The organism is Clostridium sp. chh4-2 (genome assembly GCF_002899675.1).
Lineage (GTDB): Bacteria > Bacillota > Clostridia > Lachnospirales > Lachnospiraceae > CHH4-2.
In genome coordinates this window covers 122358-136880 of the sequence record NZ_PKUU01000014.1, presented here as the reverse complement: position 1 = coordinate 136880, position 14523 = coordinate 122358, and the positions used below count along the sequence as shown (strand labels likewise).

The window sequence follows — 14523 nt, the reverse complement described above, 5'->3', positions numbered from 1 at the left end:
TTTATTCTCCAAAAGCTTTTAATTTATTATATGTGTCATCGTACCACTGTTCAAAGTTCTCATCAGAAGCAAATGGTTTCACTGCCTCTTCTCTGGTTTTTCCTCCGGCAATGGCTTCCTCCACTTTAGCCCGGTCATCCTGAGCCTTCTGCTGCATGCTTGTGTTCAGCACTGCCCGAGCTTCCGTTCCGGATTTAAACGGTTTTGTAGTGTACAACTCATAATTTCCTATCACGTCCAGCCCGATATCCAGGCACTTTTTAAGCGTTGTGCTCTCCTGGTCCATATCGTCTGAAAAGAACTGTTCCAGTTTCTGACCGTCTCTGGCATCCTTTTTAACCGGAAGATATCCTGAGTTAGCTGCAAAGGACAGGTTGATATCCGTCTGAGTAAACCACTTGAGGAATTCTATGGTTGCATACTCCTTCTTTTCTTCCGACTTTAAAACCAGCATTCCGGCTCCCTGCTGAACTGCATACGGCTGCGTGCCCTCAAAATTCGGCAGCGGATAGATATCATTTTCAATTGCGCTGCTGGTTCCGTCTTCTGTTGTCACAGTGGTAGGAAAATAAGTGACTCCGCTGGTAGACCCCACAAAAGCCAGCAAGTCCCCGGTTTTAACATCATCACTTCTAAACTTTCCATAGGCAGCATAATATCCGTTGATATAAGGAATATAATAATTATCCCAAAGTCTCTTCATCGTAGCTTTATCAAAATCTATGGTCACTTTATCACCGTCTGTGGTAAAGATCTCATGCCCCAGCTGCATGCTTCCTATAATCATGTAGTTGGCAAATGCATCCCTGCCGAAAAAGGCCTTTCCATCCTCAGGTTCTTCGGTCAGGCTGTCTGTCCACTTATAATACTCTTCGGCAGTCTTGGCAATGCCTTCCCATGTGGCAAACGAAGCGTCAGTGGCCCCAGTGGCCGCCGCAAATTCATTCCAGTAGGTCGTGTTAATAGCAAATACTTCTGTGGACTTTGCAATTGGGAACAGTTTGATCTGATCCTCGGTAGGGAAACGTCCCTCGTCAATGTAGGCGTCTTCATACTCAGCGATCTCATCCGCGGTAAGATATTTGCCTATATCAACGGCCATGCCCGCTTTATCAATCTCATATGCCGTATCCGCATAAGTTGCAAATGCATTGGGCAGCTTATCAGATCCCACTTTTCCCTCCAGGCTGTCTTCCACTGCTTTACTTAAATCATTGATGCTTCCGCGGTTAAATGCCTCCACCACGATCCCTTTCTCCATGCCGACGCTTTCATTAAATTCCTTTACCAAAGCGTCAAATTCTTCCAGCTGAGCTCCATTATAATAATGCCAGATCGTGATAACAACGGGATTCTTCGCTGACAGACCATGTTCATTCTTTTTAGAACACGCTGCGAGTCCAAGCGCAAGGAAGCAGACCAGCACCGCTTTTATCATTTTTTTCATTAGACAATCCTCCAATTTTTTCCATATTATTTCTATTCTATCACGCATTTGTCATCTATGCAATTACGTCTGAAAAATCGAATTTTTCAGATGGAATAATTCAGCCTTGTATTAAACATTTTTTCATGTTACCATACCTTTATCATTATAAATATGCTGTGTAAATGGAGGGTTTTATGGAAATTGAGCGAAAATATCTGATAACATCCCCGCCTGAAAACTATACGTCATACCCCTTTCATCAGATCGAACAGGGATATCTGAGCACTTCACCGGTGGTAAGAGTGAGAAAAGAAGACGATTCCTATTATCTCACCTATAAATCAAAGGGGCTCATGGTCCGTGAGGAATATAACCTCCCTCTGACCCGTGAATCCTACGAGCATCTGATTCAGAAGGCGGACGGCAATATTCTGACAAAAAAGAGGTATCTGATTCCCTTGGAAGGAAACCTTTCTCTGACCATAGAGCTGGATATATTTGAAGGCGCTTTTGAAGGGCTTATGCTAGCAGAAGTGGAATTTGAAAACGAGCAGGACGCCGCTTCCTTTCTTCCCCCCGTCTGGTTTGGCAAAGATGTAACCTTCTCCGGCGAATATCAAAACAGCCGTTTAAGCCAGATGAAACGCTGAAAAAGGACACCGCAGCATTTTCCCATTTGCTGCGTGTCCTTTTTTATTTTCATTTTTTATCTGGCTGTTAACTGTCCTAAAATCTCTTTTTCCGCAAATAAGGCGGTAGCCCCTCCCGTATGCCAGAACACCACATTGCTTCCCTGCTTCACTTTTCCGGCAGCGATATAGTCTATCATGCCTGCAAATGCTTTTCCCGTATATACGGGGTCTAAAAACAGCCCTTCCTCCCGAGCCAGCATCCGTATAGCTTCGGTTGCTCCCTCATTGGGGATCTCGTAGCCGGGAAGATAATACTTTAAATCCGTATGGATATCTTGGTCTTTAGAAACCAGCGGCTCTGTTTGGATCAATTTCAGGCTTGCATTGGCTAAATCCTCACATCTGGACGGATATCCGCTGTCTTTCGCGCTTACATTCACGGAGATAATCTCTGCCTCCGATCCGATCAGTTTTTTTCCGGCCGCCATACCTGCCATGGTTCCGCCAGTTCCGGTGGCATGGAAGATGTAATCCATTGTCAGATTCATCTGTTCCAGCTGTTCTTCCAGTTCCACCATTCCTTCCACAAAGCCCAGGGAACCGACAGGGCTGGCTCCTCCCATGGGAACATCATAGCACTTATGCCCCTCCTGTTCCAATTTGGCAATATGCTCTTTTGCCAATTGGAAAGAACGCTCTTCAGCCTCTTCTTCCTTCTCCCCTTCCATCATCTCCACAATGTGAATTTCAGCATCCATGATCCGGTCTAACAGCAGATTGGAGCGGATATCCTCTTCGTCCGGTTTTACAATTGCCACCAGATAAATAATGGGATGAAGGCCGTACTTGCGGCAGGCAGTCACCGTCTGCATCGCATGATTGGACTGGGTGGCCCCATAGGTGAATACATACTCGCAGCCCTGGTCTGCCGCCTCTCCAATCAAATATTCAAGCTTTCGGATTTTATTGCCTCCAAACAAGCTCATCCCGGTAAAGTCATCCCGCTTTATGTACAGATTCACTCCCAGTTTTTTCGATAAATTCTCCAGTTTATAAAATGGCGTTGGAAAAAATCCTAATTTCACTTTCGGCCTTTGTTTCAGCCTTTCCCTCGCTTCTTTGCAGCTAATAGCCATAGTCTTATATCCCCTTTCTCAATTGATCAATCCATTTTTCTGCCATTTCCCGGTTTGACGGGTAATACAGATGCGGAAATCCTGCCGTCATATGTTCATTTTTATGGAGACAGCGCCAGCTTCTGCTGCTGAGCGGCTTAACCGCCAGCATATCATCTCCCGGCAGAGTGCTGTCCCAATAATGAAATTCATGGGCTTTTATCCTGTCCTTCTCATCGGACAGCTCAATATAGCCAAACCGTGAAAGACGTTTTGTCCGGTAGGCGTCTCCATGAATCGCCCCCGCCATTGGATAACGGATTCCGTCGCTTCCCTCCAAAGTGTCATGAAGGTACATGAAGCCTCCGCATTCTGCCAGAACATATATGCCGCTTTCTATGGCTGTCCTGACAGATTCCAGCATCGCTTTATTCTCTGACAGCTGTTTTGCATAGAGTTCCGGGTATCCGCCGCCCAGCAAAACCGCATCCAGGCGCTCAGGAAGTTCTGAATCTGCCAACGGGCTGAATTCCACCAGTTCAGCTCCCAATTCCTTCAGCAGCCTTAAATTTTCCTGGTAGTAAAAGCAAAATGCCTGGTCACGGGCCACGCCGATTCTCACCTTTGTTTTTCCGCTCTCTTCCGGTTCTCTTCCGGCCGCCGGCAAAGAAGGCGCTTGGAATGCAATTCTCAATAATCCATCCAAATCCAACGTTTCTTCCAGTTCCTCTGCGATCCTGTTAATTCTTGTCTGTAAATCCTCATATTCCTGAGGCATCACCAGACCCAGATGGCGGCTATCCAGCTTCATCTCTTCATTTTCCCTGATATAGCCCATCACACGGACTCCCAGTTCCTCTATCATAGGAGTCAGTCTGGCGGCCATCTCTTTCGTGGTCCGGTTCAGAATGACTCCCTTAATCTTTGAATCCGGCACAAATTCCAAAAATCCTTTGATAATTGGAAGAAGGGAAACGCTGGCTCCCTTTCCATTTACGATCAGTATAACTGGCGTTTCCGTAATTCTCGCAATATCGTAGGAACTGGCGCTGGTGCTGGTTCCGGCCAATCCGTCATAATATCCCATCACCCCTTCGATTACGGACAGATCCGCCCCTTCAGCCGTACCGGTAAAATGGCGGACAATCTGATCTTCCTTCAAAAAGTAACTGTCCAGATTCGCGCCGGGCACTCCAAGAACATATTTATGAAACATGGGGTCAATATAGTCCGGTCCGCATTTAAATGACACACATTTTTTATTTCTGTTTTTCAGGGCCTGTAAAAGGCCGCAGGTGACAGTCGTCTTACCGCTCCCGCTGGATACTGCCGCCAGCATAATCCTGGGGCAACTTTTATATTCGTTCACTGGCTCCTCCTTCAAATCTGATGGTACGCCTTATCAACCCGAGGGCCAAGGTAATCCCTCCGCCTGGCCGTTTCCCCGCCAAAAGCTCATTCTGTCCGCCTTCGGCTAACGCAAGAACAGCGGCCCGCTCACATACATTGCCGATCCCGGTTGTCTTTTTCACAAAATCTGAATCCGAAAACTCCCCTTTTGCAAGCGCTAATTCCTCCGCTGAAAGAAAAACCGCCGGAACTCCCAGGCTTCCGGCAAACGCCAGCAGGCCTTCTTCATCCTGCTTCAGCGCAATGCTGGCCACAGCCGCGACGGCGGCCCTGGATATTCCCAGTTCATTCAAAAGGGCGTCTGCCCGGTCCGCTATCTCTGATTCCTTCGTTCCTCTCCGGCAGCCGATTCCGATCACCACGGATTTGGGAATCAGAAAAAGGGCGCCTTCTTCCTTTTTGTCCTTATATGTGACACAGATCCTGTTTTCCGTCTGTTTCCCCGGTTCCAGACCTTCCGGAAGTATGCCGGACGTCTGAAAATCACTGAAAAAGCCAACGGTCTTTCCATCCAGTATATCGGCTGTAATCCTTTTTGCACAGGTAAGGTCTGTAAGTACCAGTCCGTTCTTTCTCGCAAACTCATCCACCGCAAACCGTCCGCTCACATCCGTAGCAGTCGTAATAACCGGAACTGCGCCTGTAATCCGCGCTGCTCTCTTGGTCAGATCATTGGCTCCGCCCAGATGGCCGGACAGCAGAGAAATGGCGAACGTTGCGCCCGCGTCGATCACCACCACGGCAGGATCTTTGGCCTTGCTTTTTATGTAAGGTGCGACCGCACGGACTGCGATCCCGGCCGCCCCGATAAAGATCATTCCATCCACAGAATGAAATACATGCCCGGCCCATTCCGACAGAGTGGATGATACGGACTGCAAACCCGCATGTTCATATTCCCGGGTCATATACCGTTCCTGGATAAATCCCCGGCACTCGTCTCCATCCTTTTGAAGTTGTGCCATGAGCAAGGAGCACAGTCTTGCACCCTGTTCCGTAAAACTAATAATCGCCAGCTTCATTTTAACCTCAATTCTGTCCTGCGGACATTTACTGCCGGCTGGAGAACGTAAAATAATTTTCCTGCCTCCAGCCGGTATGCTTTTTAATTATATGAAATTTTCCATGTACTTGCAACTTCTAATCCGTTCGTTTTTCATGAAACGGTTTCTTCCATCGCTTCTTTTTTCATCTCCCTTTTCCGTTTCGTCATAAGGCCGCCGATTCTGCCGCTTTCCTTGGCCGTCAGACTTCTCCAGCCGCTCTTTATCACCTTTTCATCCAGCCCTAATTCGGTGGCGATCTCAAATTTCAGTTTATCTTCCGGTTTCATATTTTTCGGATCAAATGGTTCCTCATTTTTCTTTTTAGACATAATAAACGGGTACACTCCTTTCACTAAGCGCTGCTTTTTAATACGCTTCGAAAGGAGTATACCCGTTTCTACAACCACCTATTCAATTTACATGTATTCCGGTTCAACCGGAATAATAATCGCCGCTATAAAATAAACCAGAATTCCGGTTCCCGAACATGCCAGAATTGCCCAAATCAACCGGATAATCGTGGCATCGATTGAAAAATATTCCCCGATTCCTCCGCAGACTCCGCATAACATCTTATCTTTTGTTGAACGATATAATTTTTTAGGTTCCATAAAATCTCTCCTTCCGCCGCTTAAACGGCTTTCCCTTCTATGATTCAAAGTTTACAATGATTTCTCCTGCCGAACACTCGAGCTCTGCCGTTTTCCCGGCGCCGTTGTCAATCTTTTCTTTAGCATTCATGCCCTCATAAACGGAACCGCCAACCTCAAGGCTTCCGGCCCGGCATCTCAGTTCATAATTATAATCCTCTTTGCTTCCGGCCAGCAAAAGTTCGATGGACCCGGCTTTCGCTTCTGCCTCAATTTCATGGGCAACCTCTGCCCGGCAGTAAATGGATCCCGCGCTGCATTCTGCGGACAGAGAACCCACTTTACCTCCGGAAACGGTCAGCTCTCCCGCCTTCACTTCCACTTCCAGAGAATCCGCATAAATTTTATCAGCTTCTATCGTTCCTGCTCCGATCTCCAGTTCTACTTTGTGGAATGTATAATCTCTCGGAATGGTGATCTTAATATTTCCTCTTTTGTCATGGCTTTTCAGGTCAGTCATTTTCCAATTCCGCCCCAGCTTAATCTCCAATTTATCATCTTCTCTGAAGCAGTCATAAAACGTGTCATCCGCAAATGCCACCTGCACCTCTCCGTTGGTATCCCCTTCCACGATCTCTATTGTTCCGACTCCGGCTTTCAGTTCCAGTTTCCTGATATCCCCAAATGACATTCGGTTGGCCTCTGACACCGCAAGAGATGGGTCGTCGTGTGAACTGTCCGGTTCATCCCATGTATGATCCCAACGTTCCAGGTTATGATCCACATGGTCGACAACATCCATCCAGTGATCGCTCCACAAATATGATTTTTCATAGTTTCCAATTGCCATCGCACCGCCCAGCACTGCAGCGGCGGCCGTCATCCCGCCTCCCACAAAAATGCAGATAATACCGGCAATTAAACACACTTTAATTAACTTCTTCATAAATACCCTCCTTTTCTACCGTTTGTTTCTTCTGTGAACCAGCCTGCTGATACCGTCCGTAATGCTTCTGAACAGGAATGGAAGGAACTTTCCATAAAACAGAATGCAGACCACTACGCTCAGTAAAGTAAGACCAACCAGCAAAATCGCAATCCCTAAAAACAGAAATGCCGCAGCCGGACTTGAAAACAGCATAATAACTGCTCCCACGCCGCAAGCGATCGCTCCTATAAACAGCCCCAAAGTAATCACCGCTGCTAAAACCACGATACCCAGAAACGCCGCGGCCAGCCCTGAAACAGCTCCCAAAATGCCTCCTCCGATTCCAAATACCGCAGGCACCGCCATACAGATCAGCACAGCACATAAAATCACCTTTAATACGCTGTTCATGCCGGACTGCTTTGTTTTTCTCTGCTTTGTTCCACACTCCGGCGGTATGTCATGGACTTCCGGCAGCTCATACCTCTGAGCCATCTGATAATTAGGATCTTTAAAGCGCTCATCCTGATATCCATTCTCCGTAAATTCTCCGCCTTCTTCCAAGCTTCCGGTTAAATCCGAACGGATAATCGCCGCAATCCGTTCCGGACTTCCGAATTCTTTAATCACTGCTTCCTCATTCTCTTCCCCAGCCTCTTCCAAATAATCTCTGTAATACGCTAAAGCATCCGCCTTGTCTTCCTCTGGGATATCCTGAAGCAGATATTCTAATTCCTTCATAAATATCTCTCTGTTCATCATCCTGCCTCCTCAAATATTCTGGATATCTTCTGGGAATAGCTTCCCCACTCTCCTTTATAGAGATTCAGCTGGACTCTTCCCTTTTCGGTAATCTTGTAATATCTGCGGTTCCTGCCGTCAATTGCCAAGTCGTAAACTTCCAGACACTCTTCCTTCTGCAACCGTCTGAGCACGGGATACAAAGTCGATTCCGACAACTCAATCGCGCTTCGGACATCCTGAGTAATCTTATACCCATACGTTCCTTCCCCATCCTTTGATACCACCGCCAAAACAATCGCATCAAGAAGGGCCGCTCCTGTATTGAATACCATATACATGCTCCTATTCTTCTATAATATTATTAGCCGCACTATATTATATATCATATAGTATACTTATACTATACGCCATATAATATTGTATGTCAATATAATATTATATTTTTTTAATATTATCTGTTTCATCGCTTAATTTTACATCAAGCCTCAAGGCATTTCGGAAAATGCCTTCCCCCTTTACATTAAAACCTCAAGGCTTTTTCAAAAATGCCTTCACCCTTCGTATTAAATCCTCAAAGCTTTTTCAAAAATGCCTTCACCCTTTACATTAAAACCTCAAGGCTTTTTCCGAAATGCCTTCACCCTTCACATAAAATTCCTCAGCCAGCCAAAGCACAGCCGGAAAGAAGGGGAACCCAAGGCGGGCGGCGGAAGAAATTCGAGAAATGGGGATCGTATGGAACCCCTTAGTTGTACTTAGACCCGCAAGGGCAAAAAGAGGCGGGTACAAACTGAATTCCGAATCAGTTTGTAAAGCGCCGCTGAGCAGTGAAGTCATCAAGAGTTCACTGCGAATGGCGCTGGCCCGCCTCTTTTTGTCCTTGTGGGTCTTAGTACATCTTAGGGGCGAATCCCGAATCCCCATTTCTCGAATTCCTTCCGCCGCCCGCCTTGGGTTCCCCTTCTTTCCGGCGTTTCTCCTCCCGCCCCCGGCCCCGGCCAATCCCCCACTTTGAAGCCACACCACAAAAAAAGACCCCACCGCCGCAAAGCAGTGAGGTCTTTCCATTATTCATCTTATTCTTCAGAAGAAGCTACAGCATCGATGTCAACATCTGCAACATCACTGTCATCTTCCACAGGAGCTTCAGCAGCTGCCTGTAAAACTTTCATGCTCAGGCTGATCTTTCTGTCTTCTTCGTTGAAGTCAACAACCTGTGCTTCGATTTCCTGTCCAACATTTAAAACATCGGAAGGTTTCTCTACGTGTTCTCTGGAAATCTGAGATACGTGAAGCAGGGCATCTACGCCTGGCTCTAATTCCACGAATGCGCCGAAGTCGGTCATACGTGCAACTCTTCCGATCACGATATTGCCTACTGCATATTTCTCAGCTGCGTTAGCCCATGGATTCAGTTCCGGGAACTTCAGGCTCAGCGCAATCTTCTCGCCGGTAATATCTTTGATTAAAGTCTTAACCTGATCTCCGGCTTTGAAAACTTTCTTAGGGCTTTCCACACGTCCCCAGGACATCTCGGAGATGTGAAGCAGTCCGTCTGCTCCGCCAAGATCGATAAATGCGCCGAAATCGGTAACGTTCTTAACAACGCCGTCTACTGTGTCGCCAACGTGGATTCTTTCGAATAATTCTTTCTGAAGAGCAGCTTTCTTAGCTACCATCAGCTGTTTGCGGTCGCCGATGACTCTTCTTCTCTTAGGATTGAATTCAGTAATCACAAATTCAATGTCTTTTCCTGCGTACTTGGAAAGATCTCTCTCATAAGTATCGGAAACAAGGCTTGCAGGAATGAAGATTCTGGCTTCGTCAATCACAACGCTTAATCCACCGTCAAGTACCTGAGCGACTTTAGCGGTGAGAACTTCCTGATTGTTAAAAGCCTCTTCTAATTTCTTGTTGCCTCTGTCTGCAGCAAGTCTCTTATAAGACAATGCCACCTGGCCTTCGCCGTCGTTAACTTTAACGACTTTTGCTTCCATCTCTTCACCTACGTGTACAAGAGTTGTCAAATCAACATTTGGCTCATTGGTATATTCATTACGAGTGATAATACCATCGGATTTATAGCCTATATTCAAGACGATTTCATCTTCTTTAACATCGATGACCTTACCAGTGACAACCTCTCCTGTACGTATTGTTTTTAATGATTCTTCTAACATTTGTTCAAAACTTAACTCTGACATTAGTATGAACCTCCTCAATAATATAATTGGGGGTTGAAGCCCCTGCTGTAATACCTACGCTGCGCACAGAAGTTACACTTTCAGGATTTAAATCGCTTAGTGTCTGGATATAGCAAGTGTTTTTACATTCTTTTTTACAGATGTCGTACAGCTTCTGAGTGTTGGAACTGTTCTTTCCGCCAATCACAATCATGGCATCCACTTCAGACGCAATACGTTTTGCCTCCACTTGTCTTTCCTGTGTTGCATTGCAAATCGTATTTAAAACAAGTATATCATAACCCTTTTTTGAAATTTTTTCAACTAATTCTTGAAATTTATTGTAATTAAATGTCGTCTGAGACACGATACACAGCTTTTCGCCCTCCGGAAAGGCCAAATTATCAACTTGCTCGGGTGTTTCCAGCACAATGGTGGATGCATCTCCCCAGCCCTTGATTCCCTCCACTTCCGGATGGTGCTCATTTCCAATGATGATAACTCTGCGTCCCGCCGCCTTTTGCTCTTCAACAATCCTGTGGATTTTCGTGACAAACGGGCAGGTTGCATCTACAATGTCAATATTTTTTGATTTCAAAAGATCATAAATATGTTTTCCTACTCCATGCGAACGGATTACAACGATTCCGGATTCCAGATTTTCAAGCTCCTCTAAAGAGTTTAAAACCTGAACTCCCTTTTCTTCTAAATCTTTTACAACCTCTTCGTTGTGTATAATAGGGCCATAGGTATAGATGGGCCGGTCCGCTACCTGAATCTGCTCATATACCTTTTCCACAGCGCGCTTTACACCAAAACAGAAACCGGCTGTCTTCGCAACGATTACTTCCATCCGGCCACCACAAGCCCGCGTGATACCGCTACCTGGATGATGGCATCGATTACCTGGTCAATGCTCATATCCGATCCATCCACCAGAATCGCATCCGGCGCCTGCATAAGCGGGGCGATCTCCCGGTTCATGTCACGCTGGTCCCTCTCTATTATATCTTGCTCAATTTCTTCCAAATTACACACAACACCTTTTTCTGCCAGCTCTTTATAGCGCCTTTGGGCCCTGACATGGCTGCTGGCGGTCAGGTAAATCTTCGCATCCGCATTGGGAAGCACACAGGTTCCGATATCGCGGCCGTCCATAATTACGTCAGAAGACGCCGCCAGATTTCTCTGTAAATCCAGCAGTTTTTCCCGGACCGGCCGGTAAATGCTGGTGGCAGAAGCCATATTGCCCACCTCTTCGGTACGGATCAGTCCGGAAACATCCTCGCCGTTTAAGATCACCTGCTGCACGCCGTCCTGATAGCGGATTGTGACATCCACATCCTTACAGGCTTCCGCGATTTTGTCCTCTGCGGACGGATCAATTCCCAGCCTTAAAAAGTGCAGGGCCAGAGCGCGGTACATGGCGCCTGTGTCCACATAGATAAAGCCCAATTTCTTAGCAACTGACTTAGCGATTGTACTTTTACCGGCTCCTGCGGGACCATCGACAGCGATATTAAAATTATTTTTCCTCTGCATATTCATGCATCCTCCCTCAATTTATCCATAAGTCAGACCGCCGAACCTGCGGCCCAGCCGGTTGACCATGCCACCTGAAGATTGAATCCTCCCGTCACAGCGTCCACATCCAGCACTTCCCCGGCGAAATAAAGCTGTTTCACCAGTTTGGATTCCAGAGTTTTAGGATTGATCTCCTTAACCTCCACGCCTCCCTGGGTGATGATCGCCTCTTTATAGTCTCTTAACGAGACGAGAGTCAGACAAAAATGTTTTGTCAGATCAATCAGTTTCTGCCGTTCCTGCCGTGTGATCTCATTGACCTTTTTTTCAGGGTTTATTCCGCTTCGTTCAATCATGACCGGTATCATCTTAGACGGATAAAGGTGTACCAGGGCGTTCTTAAAGCGCTTGTTGATCGCGCCTTCAAACTCCCTTAAAATCCGGGCATCCAGCTGCTCTTCCGAAAGAGCTGGCTTCAAGTCGATGGACAGGGTTAATGGCCCTTTTTTCAGTTCCTTTGCCGCATAGCTGCTGGCGCTCAGTAAAACCGGGCCGCTGACACCGAAATGGGTGAACAGCATCTCGCCAAATTCCCGGTATAATTCCTTTCCGCCCTTTAAAATAGTCACTTCCACATTCTTTAAAGCCAGTCCCTGAAGGTCTTTTACGACAGTTTCCTTCGTTTCAAACGGCACCAGAGCAGGAGATAATTCCGTGATGCTGTGCCCGGCCGATTTGGCGAACTGATATCCGTCTCCGGTGGAACCGGTGGTCGGATAAGACAGCCCTCCCGTGGCTACGATCACGGCATCCGCGCTGACTTTTCCCCGGTTCTTTTTCAGAAGAATTCCCTTGCAGATCCCGTCTTCCACAATCAGTTCCTTCACTTCCTCATGAAGGTGGATCTCCACGCCAAGCTCCCTGAGTTTCCGGGAAAAAGCGCTTATAATATCAGAGGACTTGTCCGATACCGGAAAAACACGGTTTCCGCGTTCCGTCTTCAGCGGACATCCCGCCGATTCAACCAGGTCCATGACGTCATAATTGTTAAATCCGTAAAAACTGCTGTAAAGAAACTTGGAATTGGTCACCACACTCTGAAAAAGAGTTTCCATATCACAGGCGTTGGTCACATTGCAGCGCCCTTTTCCGGTGATAAATATCTTTTTTCCCAGTTTTTCATTCTTCTCATAGATATGGACTTCGTGGCCGTGGCCGGCGGCGGCGATTCCTGCAGCCATGCCGGCCGCCCCGCCGCCTATAATTACTACTTTTCCCATATTAATCGGCCTGAATCATGTGAATTGCAAATCCACCGATTTCTCCCTCAAAATATACGAATGTGCAGGCGCCGTTTTCATCAAACTTCTTGGTTTCTTCCACAAACTTCATGCCGCGGGCTGCAAAGAACTCCATAGCCTTTTCACAGTTGTTCACCGTAAAGCCGATATGTCCCTTAGCTCCGCGTCCGTTCTGCTTCATGATCTCCACCAGGTCTCCTGAGAAATAAGAAACAGGGGTCTCTCTTTTTGGAAGTCCCATCAGTGCTGCAAACTGGTCTGCCCAGCCGCTTCCTTCTTCTGCATTTGCCGCATTGATTCCCACATGGGCAACCTTCATATCAAATAATTCTACTGCATTTTCATTCATAATATTCTCTCCTTCTTCCGTATGGACGGTTTTTTATATAATTTACACGATTTTGTCCCAAAATACAACCGGGAAACAGTGCCTATGCGAACAGTTTCGCAATATCCTTCATCACCTGGCTTACCTCGATGTGCTGCGGACATTCTTTCTCGCAGTGATGGCAGGAACGGCAGGCGTCCGCCTTCACTTCCAATGCATCGTATTCCACTTTTGCCTTATCTTTCCCCCGGACGCCAAAGTTATTATATGTTTTGAAAATTTCCGGTATATTCAGGCCAAATGGACATGGCATACAGTATTCACATGCAGTACAGCGCACCAAAGCCATCTTGTCAAAGATCTCTTTCGCCTTCACATAGCAGGCCCTCTCTTCATCTGAAAGCATTCCTTTTGAGCTGGCGTCCGCGTATTTTAAATTGTCCTCCACCTGTTCAAACGTGCTCATTCCGCTTAAAAGAAGGCTGACATGCTCCTGATCCCACACAAAATCAAGAGCGTGTTCCACCGCGGTCTTTTCCACGGTAAACGCTTCCGCCACATGGTTGGAAAGCTGCACCAGACGGCCTCCTAAAAGGGGTTCCATGACAACCACTCCCAGGCCCTTGGAAGCCGCATATTCCAGTCCCGTCTGGCCTGCCTGATAATCGGTATTGATGTAATTATACTGGATCTGGCAGAAATCCCAGGCGTCCGTATAATCGATAATCTCCTTAAATGTCTCATAATCATCGTGGAAAGAAAATCCCATATGCTTAATTTTACCTGCTTTTTTCGCCTCGATCATGTGGTCTACCAGATGGAGTTTCTTCACCTTTTCCTCAAATCTTCCTCGATCCAGCGCATGAAGCAGGTAAAAATCAATGGATTCCACATCCAGCTTCTGAAGCTGTTCCTCCAGAACCTTTTCAAAATCTCCCTCTTCCTCCACCTTCCAAACAGGAAGTTTGTCGGCCAGATATATCTTTTCCCGGTAACCGTCCTTCAGAGCTTTTCCTACGATCAGTTCGCTGGTTCCATTCATGTAAGGATATGCGGTATCCACATAATTCACCCCATTGTCAATTGCATGACGGATCATGCGGATGGATTCCTGTTCATCAGCCGTTCCATCCGGAAGAACCGGAAGACGCATAGCTCCAAACCCCAATGCGGAAACCCTAACCCCTGTGCTGCCAAACGTGCGATATTGCATACTTTGCTACCTCCTGTATTTTAATTTAATAGTTCCCCTGATCCAAACACGAAAAGGCTGCCCGGTTGGCAGCCATATTC

At 46.7% G+C, this 14523-nt stretch carries 18 protein-coding genes; 1 reads left to right on the top strand and 17 read right to left on the bottom strand.

Annotated elements, in window-relative coordinates; all coding sequences use genetic code 11:
* Position 1: 1 nt before the first annotated feature.
* Positions 2-1447, bottom strand: a complete 1446-nt coding sequence (locus tag C0033_RS15735; protein WP_103228839.1) for an extracellular solute-binding protein — start codon at positions 1445-1447, stop codon at positions 2-4.
* Between the two features lie 176 nt (positions 1448-1623).
* Here C0033_RS15735 and C0033_RS15730 point away from each other — a divergent pair, with 176 nt between their 5' ends.
* On the top strand, positions 1624-2079 hold the full coding sequence (locus tag C0033_RS15730) for a CYTH domain-containing protein (protein ID WP_103228838.1): 456 nt from the start codon (positions 1624-1626) through the stop codon (positions 2077-2079).
* 56 nt (positions 2080-2135) lie between these two features.
* Here the strand turns inward: C0033_RS15730 and C0033_RS15725 are convergent, their stop codons facing one another.
* The 16 genes from C0033_RS15725 to C0033_RS15655 all read right to left on the bottom strand — a co-directional run bounded on the left by C0033_RS15725 (position 2136) and on the right by C0033_RS15655 (position 14443).
* Positions 2136-3146: a D-cysteine desulfhydrase family protein gene (locus C0033_RS15725; protein WP_242984517.1), complete on the bottom strand. Its 1011-nt coding sequence runs from the start codon at positions 3144-3146 to the stop codon at positions 2136-2138.
* Positions 3147-3201: 55 nt separating this feature from the next.
* Positions 3202-4545, bottom strand: a complete 1344-nt coding sequence (locus tag C0033_RS15720; RefSeq protein ID WP_242984516.1) for a cobyrinate a,c-diamide synthase — start codon at positions 4543-4545, stop codon at positions 3202-3204.
* A complete protein-coding gene (locus tag C0033_RS15715; protein WP_242984515.1) occupies positions 4532-5551 on the bottom strand; it encodes a cobalamin biosynthesis protein in 1020 nt (339 codons plus the stop codon). The genes C0033_RS15720 and C0033_RS15715 overlap by 14 nt, the downstream gene beginning before the upstream one ends.
* Before the next feature lie 191 nt (positions 5552-5742).
* A complete protein-coding gene (locus tag C0033_RS15710) occupies positions 5743-5961 on the bottom strand; it encodes a small, acid-soluble spore protein, alpha/beta type (protein WP_103228835.1) in 219 nt (72 codons plus the stop codon).
* 87 nt (positions 5962-6048) lie between these two features.
* Positions 6049-6243 carry a PspC domain-containing protein gene (locus C0033_RS15705; protein WP_103228834.1) on the bottom strand — a complete coding sequence of 65 codons (195 nt, stop codon included), beginning with the start codon at positions 6241-6243 and terminating at the stop codon, positions 6049-6051.
* A gap of 37 nt (positions 6244-6280) precedes the next feature.
* Complete coding sequence (locus tag C0033_RS15700) at positions 6281-7168, bottom strand: DUF4097 family beta strand repeat-containing protein (protein WP_103228833.1); 888 nt, start codon at positions 7166-7168, stop codon at positions 6281-6283.
* Positions 7169-7183: 15 nt separating this feature from the next.
* Entirely contained in the window at positions 7184-7909 is a 726-nt protein-coding gene (locus C0033_RS15695; RefSeq protein ID WP_103228832.1) for a DUF1700 domain-containing protein, read from the bottom strand.
* On the bottom strand, positions 7909-8226 hold the full coding sequence (locus C0033_RS15690) for a PadR family transcriptional regulator (protein WP_103228831.1): 318 nt from the start codon (positions 8224-8226) through the stop codon (positions 7909-7911). Before C0033_RS15690 ends, C0033_RS15695 begins: the two co-directional genes overlap by 1 nt.
* Positions 8227-8500: 274 nt before the next feature.
* Complete coding sequence (locus C0033_RS27110; RefSeq protein ID WP_180994764.1) at positions 8501-8731, bottom strand: hypothetical protein; 231 nt, start codon at positions 8729-8731, stop codon at positions 8501-8503.
* A gap of 52 nt (positions 8732-8783) precedes the next feature.
* Positions 8784-8969, bottom strand: a complete 186-nt coding sequence (locus tag C0033_RS27105; protein ID WP_180994763.1) for a hypothetical protein — start codon at positions 8967-8969, stop codon at positions 8784-8786.
* A gap of 1 nt (position 8970) precedes the next feature.
* The gene (rpsA, locus tag C0033_RS15680) at positions 8971-10098 is read right to left on the bottom strand and encodes a 30S ribosomal protein S1 (protein ID WP_103228829.1); all 1128 of its coding nucleotides are present in this window, start codon (positions 10096-10098) and stop codon (positions 8971-8973) included.
* A complete protein-coding gene (gene ispH, locus C0033_RS15675) occupies positions 10079-10930 on the bottom strand; it encodes a 4-hydroxy-3-methylbut-2-enyl diphosphate reductase (RefSeq protein ID WP_103228828.1) in 852 nt (283 codons plus the stop codon). Before ispH ends, rpsA begins: the two co-directional genes overlap by 20 nt.
* Entirely contained in the window at positions 10921-11619 is a 699-nt protein-coding gene (cmk, locus tag C0033_RS15670; protein WP_103228866.1) for a (d)CMP kinase, read from the bottom strand. Before cmk ends, ispH begins: the two co-directional genes overlap by 10 nt.
* 32 nt (positions 11620-11651) lie before the next feature.
* A complete protein-coding gene (locus C0033_RS15665; protein WP_103228827.1) occupies positions 11652-12881 on the bottom strand; it encodes an NAD(P)/FAD-dependent oxidoreductase in 1230 nt (409 codons plus the stop codon).
* 1 nt (position 12882) lies between these two features.
* Positions 12883-13251 (bottom strand): VOC family protein, encoded by a 369-nt coding sequence (locus C0033_RS15660; protein WP_180994762.1) that lies wholly within the window; start codon positions 13249-13251, stop codon positions 12883-12885.
* 82 nt (positions 13252-13333) lie between these two features.
* The gene (locus C0033_RS15655; RefSeq protein ID WP_103228825.1) at positions 13334-14443 is read right to left on the bottom strand and encodes an aldo/keto reductase; all 1110 of its coding nucleotides are present in this window, start codon (positions 14441-14443) and stop codon (positions 13334-13336) included.
* Between the last annotated feature and the right edge of the window lie 80 nt (positions 14444-14523).

Excerpts from the sequence above, each read along its gene's own strand:
- C0033_RS27105 (WP_180994763.1), bottom strand. The coding sequence starts at position 8,969 with ATGAATAATGGAAAGACCTCACTGCTTTGCGGCGGTGGGGTCTTTTTT.
- C0033_RS15690 (WP_103228831.1), bottom strand. The coding sequence starts at position 8,226 with ATGGTATTCAATACAGGAGCGGCCCTTCTTGATGCGATTGTTTTGGCG.
- rpsA (WP_103228829.1), bottom strand. The coding sequence starts at position 10,098 with ATGTCAGAGTTAAGTTTTGAACAAATGTTAGAAGAATCATTAAAAACA.
- C0033_RS15655 (WP_103228825.1), bottom strand. The coding sequence starts at position 14,443 with ATGCAATATCGCACGTTTGGCAGCACAGGGGTTAGGGTTTCCGCATTG.
- C0033_RS27110 (WP_180994764.1), bottom strand. The coding sequence starts at position 8,731 with ATGACTTCACTGCTCAGCGGCGCTTTACAAACTGATTCGGAATTCAGT.
- cmk (WP_103228866.1), bottom strand. The coding sequence starts at position 11,619 with ATGCAGAGGAAAAATAATTTTAATATCGCTGTCGATGGTCCCGCAGGA.
- C0033_RS15665 (WP_103228827.1), bottom strand. The coding sequence starts at position 12,881 with ATGGGAAAAGTAGTAATTATAGGCGGCGGGGCGGCCGGCATGGCTGCA.
- C0033_RS15710 (WP_103228835.1), bottom strand. The coding sequence starts at position 5,961 with ATGTCTAAAAAGAAAAATGAGGAACCATTTGATCCGAAAAATATGAAA.
- C0033_RS15705 (WP_103228834.1), bottom strand. The coding sequence starts at position 6,243 with ATGGAACCTAAAAAATTATATCGTTCAACAAAAGATAAGATGTTATGC.
- C0033_RS15735 (WP_103228839.1), bottom strand. The coding sequence starts at position 1,447 with ATGAAAAAAATGATAAAAGCGGTGCTGGTCTGCTTCCTTGCGCTTGGA.
- C0033_RS15660 (WP_180994762.1), bottom strand. The coding sequence starts at position 13,251 with ATGAATGAAAATGCAGTAGAATTATTTGATATGAAGGTTGCCCATGTG.
- C0033_RS15695 (WP_103228832.1), bottom strand. The coding sequence starts at position 7,909 with ATGAACAGAGAGATATTTATGAAGGAATTAGAATATCTGCTTCAGGAT.
- C0033_RS15715 (WP_242984515.1), bottom strand. The coding sequence starts at position 5,551 with ATGGCACAACTTCAAAAGGATGGAGACGAGTGCCGGGGATTTATCCAG.
- C0033_RS15730 (WP_103228838.1), top strand. The coding sequence starts at position 1,624 with ATGGAAATTGAGCGAAAATATCTGATAACATCCCCGCCTGAAAACTAT.
- ispH (WP_103228828.1), bottom strand. The coding sequence starts at position 10,930 with ATGGAAGTAATCGTTGCGAAGACAGCCGGTTTCTGTTTTGGTGTAAAG.
- C0033_RS15700 (WP_103228833.1), bottom strand. The coding sequence starts at position 7,168 with ATGAAGAAGTTAATTAAAGTGTGTTTAATTGCCGGTATTATCTGCATT.